This window comes from Massilia sp. MS-15 (assembly GCF_020176695.1).
GTDB lineage: Bacteria > Pseudomonadota > Gammaproteobacteria > Burkholderiales > Burkholderiaceae_D > Telluria > Telluria hydrophila.
Genome location: NZ_JAIWIA010000027.1, coordinates 1 through 16206, shown reverse-complemented (window position 1 = coordinate 16206; position 16206 = coordinate 1). Strand labels below are relative to the sequence as shown.

General features: G+C 66.2%; 15 protein-coding genes. 5 read left to right on the top strand and 10 right to left on the bottom strand.

Annotation, left to right across the window (positions count from 1 at the left end):
- The first annotated feature begins 131 nt into the window (after positions 1–131).
- The 5 genes from LCI23_RS11295 (at position 132) to LCI23_RS11275 (ending at position 4983) form a co-directional block, all read left to right on the top strand.
- Positions 132–461: an H-NS family nucleoid-associated regulatory protein gene (locus LCI23_RS11295; protein ID WP_224946564.1), complete on the top strand. Its 330-nt coding sequence runs from the start codon at positions 132–134 to the stop codon at positions 459–461.
- 198 nt (positions 462–659) lie between these two features.
- The gene (locus LCI23_RS11290) at positions 660–2042 is read left to right on the top strand and encodes a phosphomannomutase/phosphoglucomutase (RefSeq protein ID WP_224946563.1); all 1383 of its coding nucleotides are present in this window, start codon (positions 660–662) and stop codon (positions 2040–2042) included.
- 10 nt (positions 2043–2052) lie between these two features.
- Positions 2053–3048: a lipopolysaccharide heptosyltransferase I gene (gene waaC / locus LCI23_RS11285; RefSeq protein WP_224946562.1), complete on the top strand. Its 996-nt coding sequence runs from the start codon at positions 2053–2055 to the stop codon at positions 3046–3048.
- Positions 3045–4337, top strand: a complete 1293-nt coding sequence (waaA, locus tag LCI23_RS11280) for a lipid IV(A) 3-deoxy-D-manno-octulosonic acid transferase (protein WP_224946561.1) — start codon at positions 3045–3047, stop codon at positions 4335–4337. Before waaC ends, waaA begins: the two co-directional genes overlap by 4 nt.
- An 88-nt stretch (positions 4338–4425) precedes the next feature.
- The gene (locus LCI23_RS11275) at positions 4426–4983 is read left to right on the top strand and encodes a YcxB family protein (RefSeq protein ID WP_224946560.1); all 558 of its coding nucleotides are present in this window, start codon (positions 4426–4428) and stop codon (positions 4981–4983) included.
- Between the two features lie 37 nt (positions 4984–5020).
- Here LCI23_RS11275 and LCI23_RS11270 read toward each other — a convergent pair whose 3' ends face one another.
- From LCI23_RS11270 to miaB, 10 genes are all read right to left on the bottom strand, one after another.
- Positions 5021–5923: a M48 family metallopeptidase gene (locus tag LCI23_RS11270; RefSeq protein ID WP_224946559.1), complete on the bottom strand. Its 903-nt coding sequence runs from the start codon at positions 5921–5923 to the stop codon at positions 5021–5023.
- Between the two features lie 44 nt (positions 5924–5967).
- Positions 5968–6708, bottom strand: coding sequence for a 1-acyl-sn-glycerol-3-phosphate acyltransferase (locus tag LCI23_RS11265; RefSeq protein WP_224946558.1), 741 nt, complete (start codon positions 6706–6708; stop codon positions 5968–5970).
- Positions 6709–6745: 37 nt separating this feature from the next.
- Positions 6746–7300 (bottom strand): D-glycero-beta-D-manno-heptose 1,7-bisphosphate 7-phosphatase, encoded by a 555-nt coding sequence (gene gmhB / locus LCI23_RS11260; protein WP_224946557.1) that lies wholly within the window; start codon positions 7298–7300, stop codon positions 6746–6748.
- 18 nt (positions 7301–7318) lie between these two features.
- Positions 7319–9427: a glycine--tRNA ligase subunit beta gene (gene glyS / locus LCI23_RS11255; RefSeq protein WP_224946556.1), complete on the bottom strand. Its 2109-nt coding sequence runs from the start codon at positions 9425–9427 to the stop codon at positions 7319–7321.
- Between the two features lie 26 nt (positions 9428–9453).
- Complete coding sequence (gene glyQ / locus LCI23_RS11250; RefSeq protein WP_224946555.1) at positions 9454–10383, bottom strand: glycine--tRNA ligase subunit alpha; 930 nt, start codon at positions 10381–10383, stop codon at positions 9454–9456.
- A gap of 111 nt (positions 10384–10494) precedes the next feature.
- Entirely contained in the window at positions 10495–12096 is a 1602-nt protein-coding gene (gene lnt / locus LCI23_RS11245; protein WP_224946554.1) for an apolipoprotein N-acyltransferase, read from the bottom strand.
- Positions 12096–12974: an HlyC/CorC family transporter gene (locus LCI23_RS11240; protein WP_224946553.1), complete on the bottom strand. Its 879-nt coding sequence runs from the start codon at positions 12972–12974 to the stop codon at positions 12096–12098. The genes lnt and LCI23_RS11240 overlap by 1 nt, the downstream gene beginning before the upstream one ends.
- A gap of 110 nt (positions 12975–13084) precedes the next feature.
- Positions 13085–13552, bottom strand: a complete 468-nt coding sequence (gene ybeY / locus LCI23_RS11235) for an rRNA maturation RNase YbeY (protein ID WP_224946552.1) — start codon at positions 13550–13552, stop codon at positions 13085–13087.
- Positions 13533–14624 carry a PhoH family protein gene (locus tag LCI23_RS11230; RefSeq protein ID WP_224946551.1) on the bottom strand — a complete coding sequence of 364 codons (1092 nt, stop codon included), beginning with the start codon at positions 14622–14624 and terminating at the stop codon, positions 13533–13535. The genes ybeY and LCI23_RS11230 overlap by 20 nt, the downstream gene beginning before the upstream one ends.
- Positions 14621–15982 (bottom strand): tRNA (N6-isopentenyl adenosine(37)-C2)-methylthiotransferase MiaB, encoded by a 1362-nt coding sequence (gene miaB, locus LCI23_RS11225; protein WP_224946550.1) that lies wholly within the window; start codon positions 15980–15982, stop codon positions 14621–14623. Before miaB ends, LCI23_RS11230 begins: the two co-directional genes overlap by 4 nt.
- Positions 15983–16206: the final 224 nt, after the last annotated feature.

Sequence of the window (16206 nt, the reverse complement as noted above, 5' to 3'; positions counted from 1 at the left end):
AATGATAGTATGTCGCGAAATTTGGTGAGATTCTCGCCATGCCGTAACAGATTCTGTAACGGATTCTGTAACGGAGGCTGCATCAAGCTGCTTTAATCTGTTTCAACTTTTTCACTGACGAGGGAACCAAGATGGATCTGTCCAATATGTCCATAAGCGATTTGCGCAACCTGCAGGAGCAAATAAAGCAGGAGATGAAAACGCGCGAAGTACAGGAAGTGCAAAAAGCGCGCGAACAGATTCTGGCCATCGCGCAAAGCGTTGGCGTGCCCCTCAAGGACCTGCTGGCCACCGGCGGCCGCGGCGCCGCCAAGGGCGCATCGAATAAAGGCAATACCGTCGCCGTGCGCTTCCGTCACCCCGACAATGCGTCGCAGCAGTGGACCGGCCGCGGCCGCCAGCCGAAATGGGTCAAGGAATGGGTCGAGGGCGGCAAGTCGCTCGACAAGCTGCGCGTCTGAACGCAGGCCCGGGTCTCCTCCGCGGCCGCTCCGGCGGCCGCGCACCGCGCGCGCAAGCGGTCCGTCCGATTCCCACGCGACGCTGCTTGCCGCTACAATAGCCGCATTTGTCATTCCTCCAACTAGCCACCCCGATCATTCGGCGCCGATTCCCCGGCGGCTCATGCACGCCCGCGCCTCCCGCTTTTCAAGGAAACCATGCTCCCTCTCTCGAAAACCATCTTCAAGGCTTATGACATTCGCGGCGTGATCGGCAAGACGCTCGACGAAGGCATCGCGCGCGATATCGGCCGCGCCTTTGGCGCCGCCGCGCTGGCCAAGGGAGAGCGCAAGGTCGTGATCGGGCGCGACGGCCGCCTGTCCGGTCCCGGCCTGGCCGCGGCCCTGGCCGAAGGCCTGCGCGACGCCGGCGTCGGCGTGATCGACCTCGGCATGGTCGCCACCCCGATGGTCTACTTCGCCACCAACGTGCTCGATAGCCGCTCGGGCATCATGGTCACCGGCAGCCACAACCCGCCGGACTACAACGGCTTCAAGATGGTGCTGGCGGGCGAGGCGATCCATGGCGACGCCATCCTGGCCCTGCACGACAGCATCGCGGCGTACGACCAGAAGATCGCTGAACAGCGCGGCGAATACGGCACCCATGACATTAGCAAAGCCTACCTGGAACGCATCGTCAATGACGTCAAGCTGGCGCGCCCGATCAAGATCGCGGTCGATTGCGGCAACGGCGTGGCCGGCGCCTTCGCCCCCGACCTGTTCCGCGGCATGGGCTGCGAGGTCGTCGAACTGTTCTGCGACGTGGACGGCCACTTCCCGAACCACCACCCCGACCCGGCGCACCCGGAAAACCTGCAGGACCTCATCAAGGCCCTGCAGGACACCGACGCCGAGATCGGCCTGGCCTTCGACGGCGACGGCGACCGCCTGGGTGTCGTCACCAAGGACGGCCAGATCATCTTCCCTGACCGCCAGATGATGCTGTTCGCCACCGATGTCCTGTCGCGCAACCCGGGCGCCGAGATCCTGTACGACGTCAAGTGCACGCGCCACCTCGCGCCCTGGATCGAGCAGGCCGGCGGCAAGCCGCTGATGTGGAAGACCGGCCACTCGCTGGTCAAGGCCAAGCTGAAGGAAACCGGTTCGCCGCTGGGCGGCGAGATGAGCGGCCACATCTTCTTCAAGGATCGCTGGTACGGCTTCGACGATGGCCTGTATGCCGGCGCGCGCATGCTCGAGATCCTGGCCAGGGAAAGCGATCCTTCCAGGCTGCTGAACAGCCTGCCGATCGCCTCGAGCACCCCGGAACTGCACCTGCACCTGAAGGAGGGCGAGAACTTCGCGCTGATCGACAGCCTGCGCGCCAACGCCAGCTTCCCGAGCTCCACCAGCATCAACGGCATCGACGGCCTGCGGGTGGAATATCCGGACGGCTTCGGCCTGGCCCGCTCCTCGAACACCACCCCGGTAGTCGTGCTGCGCTTCGAAGGCGAGAATCCGGAGGCCCTGGCGCGCATCCAGGCCGAGTTCAAGTCGGTGATCCTGGCGGCCAGGCCGGACGCGGAACTGCCGTTCTGAGGACCGCACGGTGAAGATCCTCTTGGTGCGCGTGTCCTCGCTGGGCGACGTGCTGCACAACCTGCCGATGGTGGCCGACCTGCTGCGCCAGCATCCGGGCGCCACCATCGACTGGGTGGTGGAAGAGGGCTATACCAGCCTGGTGCGCCTGAATCCGCGCGTGCGCAAGATCATCCCGTGGGCGCTGCGGCGCTGGCGCAAGAGCCTGGGCAAGGCCGAGACGCGGGCCGAGATCAAGGCCTTCTTCTCTACCTTGCGCGAGGAAGAATACGACATCGTGTTCGACACCCAGGGCCTGCTCAAGACCGGCATCATCATGGGCGCCGCCCGTACCCGTCGCGGCGGGCGCAAGGTGGGCCTGGCCAACGGCAGCGAAGGTTCCGGCTACGAAGGCATCTCGCGCATCTTCCATACCCACAGCATTCCGCTCAACCCGCGCACCCATGCGGTGGCGCGCGGGCGCCTGGTGGCCGCGGCGGCCCTCGGCTACCAGGTCGACAGCGCACCCGACTTCGGGCTGCCGGCGCCGCAGGCGGCCGCGCGGCCGGACTTCCTGCCGGCCCAGGACTATGCCGTGTTCTTCCACGGCACCGCGCGCGCGGCCAAGAAGTGGCCGCGCGCGGACTGGATCGCGCTGGGGCAGGCGCTGGCGCCGCTGACGGTGCTGCTGCCCTGGGGCTCGCCCCAGGAGCGGCAGGAAGCCGAGCTGCTGGCGGCCGGCCTGCCGAACGCGCGCGTGCTGCCGCAGCTGTCGATGATGGATGCGGTGGCGCTGGCCCAGCATGCGCGCCTGGCGGTCGGCGTCGATACCGGCCTGACCCACATCGCGGCCGCCTTCCTGCGCCCGACCGTCGAGATCTACTGCGACTCGCCGAAGTGGAAGACCGAAGGCAACTGGTCGGACCGGATCGTCAACCTGGGCGACCTCGGTGCGCCGCCCTCCGCTACCGAGGTGATCGCCGCCGCGCGCGGCCTGCTGGAGGGCGCGGCGGAGGCCCGGCCTTGACGCGCTGGCTGTATTCGCTGGCCTGGTGGCTGGCCATGCCGCTGGTGCTGGCCCGCCTGTGGTGGCGCGGGCGCCGCGAGCCCGGCTACCGCGCCCACTGGACCGAACGCCTGGGCGGCGCGGGGCCAGCGGCGGTGCAGGCCGCGCCGGCGCGCATGACGCTCTGGGTACATGCCGTATCGGTGGGCGAGACCCGCGCCGCCGAACCCCTGGTCGAGGCCCTGCTGGCAGCCTACCCCGAGGCCCGCATCCTGCTCACCCACATGACGCCGACCGGCCGCGCCACCGGCAAGGCCCTGTTCGGCCGCCATGGCGAACGGGTGCTGCAATCCTACCTGCCCTACGACACCGGCTTCATGGTCGGGCGCTTCCTGCGCCGCTGGCGGCCGCGCCTGTGCATCCTGATGGAGACGGAGGTATGGCCGAACCTGATCGCCGGCTGCGCCAGGGCCGGGGTGCCGGTGGCCCTGGTGAACGCGCGCCTGTCGGAACGCTCGCTGCGGCGCGGCCGCAGGATGGGCGCGCTGATGGGGGAGGCCGCCGGCGCCATCGGCCTGGTGGCGGCCCAGACCGAGGCCGACGCCACCCGCATCCGCTCGCTCGGCGCGCCCCGGGTCGAGGTCACCGGCAGCATCAAGTTCGACGTGGTCCCGCCGCAGGCGGCGCTGGACAAGGGTGCCTGGCTGCGCGCGCAATGCGGCGGCCGCCCCCTGTTCCTGTGCGCCAGCACGCGCGAGGGCGAGGAGGCACTGGTGCTCGATGCCTGGCAGCGCGCATCCGGCAAGCCGGCCGATGCGCTGCTGGCGCTGGTGCCGCGTCATCCGCAGCGCTTCGACGAGGTGGAAAAACTGGCGGCGGCGCGCGGCCTGCGGGTGGCGCGCCGTTCGGCCCTGGAGGGCGGGGGGATCGGCGGCATCGGCGCGGCCGAGGTGCTGCTGGGCGACTCGATGGGCGAAATGTTCGCCTATTACGCCGCCTGCGATTGCGCCTTCATCGGCGGCAGCCTGATGCCGCTCGGCGGCCAGAACCTGATCGAGGCCTGCGCGCTCGGCAAGCCGGTGCTGCTGGGCGAGCACACCTTCAATTTCGCCGACGCCAGCGAGGAAGCGGTGCGCGCCGGTGCCGCCGTGCGCGTGGCCGATGCCGACGCCCTGGCCGCGGCGGCCCTGGGCCTGCTCGCGGACGGCGCGGCGCGCGCCGCGATGGGCGCGCATGCGCTGGCCTTCGCAGGGCGCCACCGCGGCGCCACCCTGCGCACGCTTGAACTGCTGCGGCGACTTATCGGGTAGCTTTTGTTACCATTCCGGTTCGAGCTCGGATCATTACAGGGGATGCGCAATGTTGTCGTTTAATCACCCGAGGCCGCGAAGCAATGGAGTGGGAAGCGAACAGCCGCTGGCGATGCTGGCCCAGCATGGCGCCGGTGTCGACGATGCGCTGCAGTTGCCCACCCATGACGGCCCGGTCGACGCAGCGGCGAACGCCGATCCCGCCACAGCCCCTGTTTCTCCGATACCACCGATACCACCGGTACCATTATCCGGACTGCATTTCTTCGTCCGCTATACGCTGGGCGAGTACCTCAGCTTCATGTGGGACCATGCCGGCTTCCTGATCCGCCGGCGCCGCATCCGCTGGCCCGCCAGTCTCTACCTGCGCCTGAAAAGCACCCTGAGCGCGGCCCTGCATTTCGTCATGCTGGGGCGCGGCCGGCGCACCTACGAATTCACGATCGACCAGCACGGCATCGTGCGCACCAGCGGCGGCGTGACCCTGATCGGCTGGGAAGACGTGATCGGCGTGCGCACCTACACGCGCGGCTTCATGATGGTGCTCAAGCGCGGCACGCTGCCGATTCCCTACCGGGCCCTGTCGGACGCGCAGCGCGGCGCGATGAAGGAACTGGCCGCCGCCCGGCGCGACGCGCTGCTGTAGGGCGCACGGCCTTGCCGTGCACCCCGCGAGCCCGCGATCATTCCGCGAACAGTACGGGCATCTCCTGCGCCCGCTTCTTGAGCGCCAGCCGCGCCCCATCGTAGTCCGGATACACCTCGCCCACCGCCGCCCAGAAGCGCGGGCTATGGTTCATCTCGCGCAGGTGCGCCAGCTCGTGCACCACCACGTAGTCCACCAGCGCCGGCGCATAGTGGATCAGGCGCCAGCTCAGGCGGATGCTCCCGGCACTGGTGCAGGAGCCCCAGCGCGTGCCGGCCGAGGACAGGCCGAAGGCCGCGTAGCGCACCCCCAGCTGCGGGGCGAAGAAATCCAGCCGCTCGCGGAACAGGCGCTTGGCCTCGGCCTGGAACCACAGCTTGACGCGTTCCTTGAGCTGCCATTCCGACAGCCCCGGTACCACCCCGATCCACAGTTCGCCGCCGGCGGTGTCGAACTGGCAGTGGCTGCGCGCCGCGTCTTCGAGGCGCAGCGTGATCTCGCCGCCCAGGTAGGGCAGGCGCGCGCCGTCCTTCCACTCGAGGGGCGGGCACTGCTGCCGGTTGGCGCGCCGTTCGCCCCGTTCGAGCAGCTTGGACAGGATCCAGCGCTGCTTGGCGCGGATCGCGCTGTCGATGTCGGCCTGGGTGCAGCGGCGCGGCGCGGTCACGCGCAGGCCGTCGTCGTCGATCATGAAGCCGATCGAGCGGCGCGCCGAGCGGCGCAGGGCATAGTCGACGGTATGGGGGCCGAGCACGATGCGCTTGAGGGGCGCATCGCCGCTGGCGACAGGCGGCGTGGGGATGAGGTGGCGCGGCGCCGGAGGCGGCGCCTTGAACAGCGGCTGCGCCGGCGCGGCCGGCTTATCGGAGGGCTTGAGCGCCGCGAAGAATTCCTGGGCAAACAGCTCCAGCTGCTGCCCATCGACCTTGGCCGAACGCATGGTGTGCGGTGCCTGCGACTGCCTGATCTGGGCGCTGACGTCGCTCAGCCACCTTTGTAGACGTGGGGCGAGATAACGCGCATTTCGGATTCTATCCAATTTTCGACCTCTTGCATCATGCTGTCGGGGGTGTGGTCCTGCGGCGAAATCGGCTTGCCGATCGAAACGGTCACCAGGCCCGGGCGCTTGATGAACGAGTTCTTCGGCCAGCACTCGCCTGAATTATGCGCGATCGGCACCACCACGGCACCGGTTTCGATCGCCAGGCGCGTGCCGCCGCTCTTGTACTTGCCCGCCTGGCCTACTGGGATGCGGGTCCCCTCGGGGAACATGATGATCCACTGGCCGTCCGCCAGGCGGCGCTTGCCGTGCCGGACCACGTGGCCGAATGCGTGCTTGCCCTGCTTGCGGTCGATCGGGATCATGCGCAGCAGGCCCATGGCCCAGCCGAAGAAGGGGATGTACAGGATTTCCTTCTTGAACACGAATACCAGCGGGCGGGTCAGGTTCGGCAGCAGGAAGATGGTTTCCCAGGCCGACTGGTGCTTCGACAGGACGATGGCTGGTGCGTCCGGCAGGTTCTCGTAGCCCTTGAACTGGTAACGGATCCCGCAGATCACCTTCGCACACCAGATGATGAAGACATTCCAGCGCGAGGTCACCCAGAAGCGCTTGTTGTAGGGCAGGGGCGCGGCCAGGAAGCAGACGCAGGCCCACACCACGGTGGCCACGACCATCACGATCGTGAAGAGCAGGGAACGCAGGAACAGGCTGAATTGTCGCAAAGGGGCTCCGGACAGTGGTCTAGGTTTGGATCGGTGTTTACTCGGGCCGCTGTGCCGCGGCCTTGAGGAAGGCGTTCACCATGCTGGCCAGGTCGGGGAAGACCTGGGTACCGGGCGGCAGGCCGCCGGTCGCGTGGGTCTTTTCGCCCTTGCCGGTCAGGACCAGGTAGGGCGTGCAGCCCATCTTGAACCCGGCCTGCAGGTCGCGCAGCGAATCGCCCACGGTGGGCACGCCCTTCAGGCTCAGCTTGAAGCGCTTGCTGATCTCCTCGAACATGCCGGCCTTGGGCTTGCGGCAGTCGCAGTTGTCGCTGGCCGCGTGCGGGCAGAAGAAGATGGCGTCGATGTCGGCGCCCACCAGCTGGGCGCTGGCGTGCAGTTTCTGGTGGATCGCGTTCAGGGTCGTGATGTCGAACAGTTCGCGCGCGATGCCCGACTGGTTCGAGGCGATCACGACCCGGTAGCCCGCCTGGTTCAGGCGGGCGATCGCTTCCAGCGAGCCGGGAATGGGGATCCACTCCGCCGGCGACTTGATGAAGTCCGGCGAATCGTGGTTGATGACCCCATCCCGGTCGAGGATGATGAGTTTCATGGAACTACTACCTTACGCTTATGCAGCCAGTTTCGAGATGTCGGCGACGCGGTTCATCATGCCGTGCAGCTGCGACAGCAGCGCCAGGCGGTTGTTGCGCAGATTGATGTCGTCGGCCATCACCATCACGTCGTTGAAGAAGGCGTCGACTTCGTCCTTCATCAGCGCCAGGGTCTTGAGGGCGCCGGTGAAGTCGCTCTTCTCGAACGCGCTGGTGACGTCGCCCTCGAGGGAGGTCATCTTGGCGGCCAGGTTCTTCTCGGCCGGCTCGACCAGCAGCTCCTGCCTGACCGAGGCGTCGGCCGGCATCGCATCCTCGTTCTTCTTGAGGATGTTGGTGATGCGCTTGTTGGCGGCGGCCAGCGAACCCGATTCCGGCAGGGCGGCGAAGGCCTGCACCGCTTCCAGGCGCTGGACGACGTCGTCGACGCGGTCCGGGTTCTGGGCCAGCACGGCCTCGACCTCGTTCGGCGAGAAGCCGCGCTCGCGCAGCATGCCGCGCAGGCGGTCGAGCATGAAGTCCTTCACTTCCACGCTCGGATCCCGCATTTCCTTGACCTTGGCGGCCTGGCCTTCGAACACCGCCACGGCATCGCCCAGCAGTTCCGACAGCGACAGCGGCAGGCGCTTCTCGACCAGCATGCGCATCACGCCCAGGGCGTGGCGGCGCAGCGCGAACGGGTCCTTCTCGCCGGTCGGCTGCAGGCCGATGGCCCAGATGCCGACCAGGGTTTCCAGCTTGTCGGCCAGCGCCACTGCCAGGCCGGTGTTGGTCGAGGGGAGAAGGTCGCCGGCGAAGCGCGGCTGGTAGTGTTCGGAAGCGGCCTTGGCCACTTCATCGTGCTCGCCATCGTGGCGCGCGTAATACGTGCCCATGATGCCCTGCAGCTCGGGGAACTCGCCCACCATGTCGGTCAGCAGGTCGGCCTTGGCCAGGTGCGCGCCGCGTTCGGCCAGCGCCACGTCGAAGCCGAGGCGCGTGGCGATTGCCGTCGCCAGCCTGGTCACGCGCTCGGTGCGTTCGAGCTGGGTGCCCAGCTTGTTGTGGTAGACCACGTTCGACAGTTGCGGCAGGCGCGATTCCAGCGTCTTCTTCTTGTCCTGCTCGAAGAAGAACTTGGCGTCCGACAGGCGCGGGCGCACCACGCGCTCGTTGCCGCCGACGATGGCCGCCGGGTCGTCGGTGGCGATGTTCGACACGATCAGGAAGCGCGAGCGCAGCTTGCCCGAGGCATCGGTCAGCGCGAAGTATTTCTGGTTGGTCTGCATGGTGAGGATCAGGCATTCCTGCGGTACGGCCAGGAATTCGTCCTCGAAGCGGCATTCGTAGACCACCGGCCATTCGACCAGCGCGGCCACTTCATCGAGCAGCGCTTCCGGCATCAGGACCTGGTCGGCGCCGGCCTTTTCCAGCAACTGCTGGCGGATGCTTTCCTTGCGCGCTGCGGTTGACGCCAGCACCTTGCCTTCGCTTTCCAGCACCTGCGCGTACTGGTCGGCATGCGGGATCGCGATGGCCTGGCCGTGCGACAGGAAGCGGTGGCCCATGGTGTGGCGGCCGGCTTCCAGCCCCAGCAGCGAGAGCGGCAGCAGCTGTTCGCCATGCAGGGCGGTGAGGAGGTGCACCGGGCGCACGAACTGCACGGTGGCGCCATCCGGGCGCTGGTAGCTCATGAGCTTCGGGATCGGCAGCTTGGCCACGGTCTCCTGCAGGACATCCTGCAGGGCGCCGGCCAGCGCGCTTCCCGCTGCGGTATAGGTGTAGAAGAAGGATTCGGCCTTGCCATCCTGGGCGCGTTCGAGGTCGCCGATCTCTAGGCCCGGGAAGCCCAGCGCGGCCAGCTTCTTGGCCAGCGGTGCGCTCGGGTTGCCGTCCTTGTCCAGCGCGACCGCCACCGGCAGCACCTTCTCGCGGATGGATTTGTCGGGCGAGGTGCCGCGTACGTTGGTGATCGTGACCGCGAGGCGGCGCGGGGTGGCATGGGCCGTGGCCACGCTGTCCGCTTCAAGGAAGTCGCGCGCCTTCAGGCCGCCCGCGATGCCATTGGCGAATGCCGTGCCGAGTTTGACGAGCGCTTTCGGCGGCAGTTCTTCGGTCTGGATTTCGACGAGGAGAGTCTGGTTCATGGTCTGTTCTTATCTGTTCCGTGGGCTCAGGCTGCGGCTTTGTCTGCACCTGGCAGCATCGGGAAGCCGAGCTTCTCGCGCGAGTCGTAGTAAGCCTGGGCCACCAGGCGCGACAGCGTGCGCACGCGGCCGATGTAGGCGGCGCGTTCGGTCACCGAGATGGCGCCGCGCGCGTCCAGCATGTTGAAGCTGTGCGAAGCCTTCATGATCTGCTCGTAGGCCGGCAGCGTGAGCTGCAGTTCGACCAGGCGCTTGGCTTCGGCTTCGTGGTTGCTGAAGGCCTGGAACAGCAGTTCGGTGTTGGCGTGCTCGAAGTTGTAGGTCGACTGCTCGACTTCGTTCTGGTGGAACACGTCGCCGTAGGACAGGGTCTTCTTGACCGGAGCGCCGGCCGCCCCGTTTTCTTCCCACTCGGTCCACACCAGGTCGTACACGTTCTCGACGCCCTGCAGGTACATCGCCAGGCGCTCGATGCCGTAGGTGATCTCACCCAGCACCGGCTTGCAATCGAGGCCGCCGACCTGCTGGAAGTAGGTGAACTGGGTGACTTCCATGCCGTTCAGCCAGACTTCCCAGCCCAGGCCCCAGGCGCCCAGGGTCGGGCTTTCCCAGTCGTCTTCCACGAAGCGCACGTCGTTCTTCTTCAGGTCCAGGCCCAGCGCCTCGAGCGAACCGAGGTAAAGGTCGAGGATGTTTTCCGGCGCCGGTTTCAGCACCACCTGGTACTGGTAGTAGTGCTGCAGGCGGTTCGGGTTCTCGCCATAGCGGCCGTCCTTCGGGCGGCGTGAAGGCTGCACGTAGGCGGCGCGCCACGGCTCCGGACCGATCGCACGCAGGAAGGTGCCGGTGTGGAAGGTGCCTGCGCCGACTTCCATGTCGTACGGCTGCAGCAGTGCGCAGCCCTGCTTGTCCCAATAGGTCTGCAGGGTCAGGATAATTTGTTGGAATGTGAGCATCGGAATGTGAGCAACATGTGGGGTGCCGCGGCGCTCGTCGCCGCGGTCACAGTAAATTTGCCAAATGACCAATTCTACTGAATTTTCACGGCCCTCTGGGATCGATTCAACTCAGCCGTTGGAATTGGCGCTGTTATTTTGATAGCGGCGGCCGGCCAGCCATGCGCCGACCAGCATCAGTCCGCCGAGCAGCAGGAACGCAGCGTTACCGAAGCGGATGTACGGGGTCATGCCTTCGGTCCCGCGCACGGTAGCCGTTAGCACGCCGCGCTCGTAGAAGGGCAGGCGCTTCACGACTTTGCCGCGGCCGTCGATCACGGCGGTGGCGCCGTTGTTGGTCGAGCGCAGCATCGGGCGGCCGGTTTCGATGGCGCGCATCTGCGAGATCTGCAGGTGCTGCGGGATCGCCACCGAGTCGCCGTACCAGGCCAGGTTCGACACGTTCAGCAGCAGGGTCGCCGGACGCGGCGCATTGCGCAGCTGGGCCGCGATCTCTTCGCCGAAGGCGTCCTCGTAGCAGATGTTGGGCAGCACCAGCTGGTCCTTGACCGCGAAGGGCGCCTGCAGGGCCGGGCCGCGGGTCTGGTCGCCCAGTGGGATGTGCATCAGGTCGGTGAACCAGCGGAAGCCCGGCGGGATGAATTCGCCGAAGGGCACCAGGTGGTGCTTGTCGTAGCGGTAAGGCTGCGGGTCCCTGGCGCTGCCTGGGCCGAAGGCGATCACGCTGTTCGAATACTGCGTCGCGCTGTCCGCGGTCGGGATGCCGATCATCAGGTGGCTGCCGGTCTGCGCGGCGAAGCTGCGCATGCCGGCCAGGTACTCGGGCGGCAACTGCTGCGGCGTGACGGGAATCGCGGTTTCCGGCGTGGCGATCAGGTCCGCCGGCGCGGCCGTGATCATGCCCTGGTAGCGGCTGATAATGTCGACCAGGTAGGCCATGTCGAATTTCTGGTCCTGCCTCACATCACCCTGCAGCAGGCGCACGCTCAGCGGCTGGCCGACTTCCTGGGTCCAGGCGACCTGCTTCAGGCTGAAGCCCACCACCATCACCACCGTCAACAGGTCCAGGGACGGCCAGCGCGCGCGCTGGGTCAGCATCACGATACAGCCGGCGCACACGGCCGCCAGCACGCCGACGCCATACACGCCAAGGATGGGCGCATAGCCGCCAAGGGGCGAGACGTTGTGGGCATAGCCCGACGCCGCCCACGGAAAACCGGTAAACACCCAGCCGCGCATCCATTCCGACACGCCCCAGGTCACGGGCAGCACCAGCAGCACGAAGGCGGATACCGGCAGCGACCACTTGCGGCGCAGCCAGCTGGCGACGCCGCCGGCAAGGGCGCCGAACAGGCCCATGTACAGGCCGAGCAGGGCGATCGCGATGGCGCCGAGAATGGCGGGCAGGCCGCCGAAGCGGGTGACTGCGATGTAGAGCCAGTGCATGCCGGCCACCGACCAGCCGAAGCCGAAGGCCCAGCCGAGCCACACGCCGCGGCGGCGCGATGTACCCATGCCGACCTGGTAGAAGAAGTAGGCGAGGGCCAGGAACTGCACCGGCCACCAGCCGAAGGGCTGGAAGGACAGCAGGCTGCTGGCGCCTGCCAGCGCCATCAGGACCAGGGCCTGCGGGGAAGGCCTGGTGCCGCGCAACGTGGGATCGGGAGCGGTGCTGCGGTCCGGCGAACCGGGCTGGGTACGGCGGCGCAGCATCAGTCGTGGTCGTCTTCAGCGAATGGCAGCTTCTCGACCAGCAGGACGTGGATCTGGCGCGCGTCGGCGCGCAGCACTTCGAAGCGCAGGTTCTGCAGGTCGAACACTTCGCCCTTGTGCGGCATGCGCCCGAGGTGGCTGGCGACCAGGCCGCCGACGGTGTCGGCGTCGTCTTCCGGCAGGTCGGCGCCGATTTCTTCGTTGAACTGCTCGATCTCGGTCAGGGCCTTGACGCGCCAGCGGGGCCCCAGCTGGCCTTCCTTGATCGACAGGACGTTGTCCTCGTCCTCGTCGACGTCGTATTCGTCGTCGATGTCGCCGACGATCTGCTCGAGCACATCCTCGATGGTGATCAGGCCGGCCACGCCGCTGTACTCGTCGACGACGATGGCCATGTGGTTGTGGTTGGCGCGGAAGTCGCGCAGCAGCACGTTCAGGCGCTTCGATTCGGGAATGAAGATCGCCGGGCGCAGCATCTTGCGCACGTCGAAGGATTCCTCGGCGTAGTAGCGCAGCAGGTCCTTGGCCAGCAGGATGCCGACTACCTTGTCGCGCTCGCCTTCGATGGCGGGGAAACGCGAGTGCTGGGTCTCGAGCACGATCGGCAGCCAATGCTCGATCGGGTCGGTGATGTCGATCACGTCCATTTGCGAACGCGGCACCATGATGTCGCGCACCGACAGGTCGGATACCTGGAACACGCCCTCGATCATCGAGAGTGCGTCGGCATCGATCAGCTTGCGTTCGTGGGCTTCGTGCAGGACTTCGAGCAGTTCTGCGCGGTTTTCAGGCTCGGGGGAGATGAGTGCGGTCAGCCGTTCGAACAGCGACCGGTGGGGTTTGGCGTCCGATCGGACGTCACTGGGATACTCGGGCATAGTTGGCGTGAAGCCGTTGTTACGATGGGTATAGGATACACGAAAAGGGCAGATGGCCCAATTTTGGGTGATGTTAGCAGGGTGGACGACGCAGCCGCCCACCCGCGGCATCATTCCGAATACGGGTCCGGATAGCCGAGCACTTCCATGATGTCGCGCTCGAACTGCTCCATCTCCTCGGCTTCCTCGTCGTGCTCGTGGTCGTAGCCCTGGGCGTGCAGCACGCCATGTACCACCAGGTGGGCCGCGTGCTCCTCGACCGTCTTGCCCTGCTCCTGCGCCTCGCGCATCAGCACGTCGGTGCACAGGATGATGTCGGCCTGGGTCGGATCGTCCTCGCCCAGGTCCTCGCCTTCGTTGTAGGCGAAGGTCAGCACGTTGGTGGCGTAGTCCTTGCCGCGGTACTGGCGGTTGAGCGCCTGGCCTTCCCCGGCATCGACGAATCGGATCGACAGTTCGGCCGGGCCGAGCAGGGCGGCTTCCACCCAGCGCTGCAGCATCTGCGCGGTGATCTCCTGCTCGAGGCGGGTGTCGGGGTACTGGACTTCCAGGTCGAGCTTATGTTTTTTTTCTTGCATTTTTCACAGGGGTAGGTTTGGGTAAAGCGGCCAGGTCCTCGATCGAGGAATGCTTCTCGTAGGCGTCGATGATGCGCGCCACCACCGGGTGGCGCACCACGTCTTCGCTCGCGAAATGGGTAAAGGCGATCCCGCGCACGTTCTTCAGCACGTGGATCGCGTCCACCAGGCCCGAACGCTGCGACTTGTGCAGGTCGACCTGCGTGACGTCGCCGGTGATCACGGCCTTGCTGCCGAAGCCGATCCGGGTCAGGAACATCTTCATTTGCTCGACCGTCGTGTTCTGGGCTTCGTCCAGGATCACGAAGGCGTGGTTCAGGGTGCGCCCGCGCATGTAGGCCAGCGGGGCGATTTCGATCACCTGCTTCTCGAACAGCTTCTGGGTGCGGTCGAAGCCGAGCAGGTCGTACAGCGCGTCGTACAGCGGGCGCAGGTAAGGATCGACCTTCTGGCTCAGGTCGCCGGGCAGGAAGCCGAGCCGTTCGCCCGCTTCCACCGCCGGGCGGGTCAGGATGATGCGCTTGACCGCGTCGCGTTCCAGCGCATCGACCGCGCAGGCCACGGCAAGGTAGGTCTTGCCGGTACCGGCCGGGCCGACGCCGAAGCTGATGTCGTGCTCGAGCACCGCCTTCAGGTACTGAATCTGGTGCGGGGTGCGGCCGCGCAGGTCACTGCGGCGGGTTTTCAGGGTGGGGCTGACCAGGTCGGAAGGCGCTTCCTCGCTCGCCGGAGCGGCGGCATCCTGCGCTGGCGCCGCGCCAGGGGCTGCAGGTTCGGCTTCGCCGGGAATGCGCGGCTTCAGGCCGGAACGCTGTTCGACCAGGGCCAGCTGCACCTCCTCGATCGGCACGACCTTGTTGGCCACCGCATAGAAGCGTTCCAGCAGCTCCACCGCGCGGGTGGCGTTGCTGCCGCTGACGATGAACTTCTCGCCGCGGCGGAAGATGGTGACGTCAAGCGCGGCCGAGATCTGGCGCAGGTTCTCGTCGAGCGGACCGCACAGGTGGGCAAGCCGGTTGTTGTCGAGCGGCTCGGGAATGAAATACGAGGGCTGGGTAGGTGTGTTCTTCAACTGGCTTTGGCAATCGTATCGAGGTTGGCGACGAGTTCGCCGCGAAGGAAGTAGTCGTGGCTGGCCAGGATGTGGACATCGACCAGCTGGCCCACGAGGGCCAGCCCGCTCGCGTCCGGGGCGAAGTTCACCACGCGGTTGTTTTCGGTACGCCCCTGCAGCTGGGCGGGATCTTTTTTCGACACGCCCTCGACCAGCACGCGCTGCACGCTGCCGACCATGGCCGCACTGTATTTGCAGGTATTCGCGTCGATCAGGGCCTGCAGGCGCTGAAGGCGCGCCAGCTTGGTCTCGTGCGGGGTATCGTCTTCCAGGCTGGCCGCCGGCGTGCCCGGGCGCTTGCTGAAGATGAAGCTGAAGCTGTTGTCGAAGCCGACGTCCTGCACCAGCTTCATCATGGCCTCGAAGTCGGCCTCGGTTTCGCCGGGGAAGCCGACGATGAAGTCGGACGAGAAGGCCATCTCCGGGCGCACCGCGCGGATGCGGCGGATGATCGACTTGTATTCGAGCGCCGTGTAGCCGCGCTTCATGGCGCCGAGCACGCGGTCGGAACCGTGCTGCACCGGCAGGTAGATGTGGTTGACCAGCTGCGGGATGCGGGCATAGGCATCGATCAGGCGCTGGGTGAATTCCTTCGGATGGCTGGTGACGTAGCGCAGGCGCGCAATGCCGGGGAGGTCCGCTATATATTCCAGCAGCAGGGCAAAGTCGGCCGTCTCGCCGCCCGCCATTGCGCCGCGGTAGGCGTTCACGTTCTGGCCCAGCAACATGATTTCGCGCACGCCCTGGGCGGCCAGGCCGGCGCACTCGGTCAGCACGTCGTCGAAGGGACGCGAGACTTCCTCGCCGCGGGTATAGGGCACGACACAGTAGCTGCAATATTTACTGCAGCCTTCCATGATCGACACGTAGGCCACCGGACCTTCCACCTTGCTTGGGGGCAGGTGGTCGAACTTTTCGATTTCCGGGAAGCTGATGTCGACCTGGGCCGCTCCGCTGGCGCGCCGCTCGCGGATCATCTGCGGCAGGCGGTGCAGGGTCTGCGGGCCGAATACCACGTCCACATGCGGCGCGCGCTTGACGATGGCTTCCCCTTCCTGCGAGGCAACGCAGCCGCCGACACCGATCACCAGTTCCGGTTTGGCGCGCTTGAGCGCCTTGAAGCGCCCCAGGTCGGAAAACACTTTCTCTTGCGCTTTTTCGCGCACTGAACAGGTGTTCAGCAGGATGACGTCGGCATCTTCGGGCGAATCGGTGCGGACCAGTCCATCGGATACGCCGAGGACATCCGCCATCTTGTCCGAATCGTATTCGTTCATCTGGCAGCCGAAGGTCTTGATGAATACTTTTTTCTGCATGGAGTGCTGTGTTGAAAGAGAGGCTACGCCTCGATGAAACAGGGGTCCAGTTTAGCGTAAATCGTTCCGCTGGCCCGGAATTGGCGTGTGTGCGCCGAGGGCTACGCGTGACAGCTTCGGAATCGCAAGAATGACGTGCAATTTGAGCGAAGATAATTTAACCTAAAGTAATTGCAAATATACCTATATTGTTAAATTTCTGAGTTGCAACAAGGTTTCCTGAA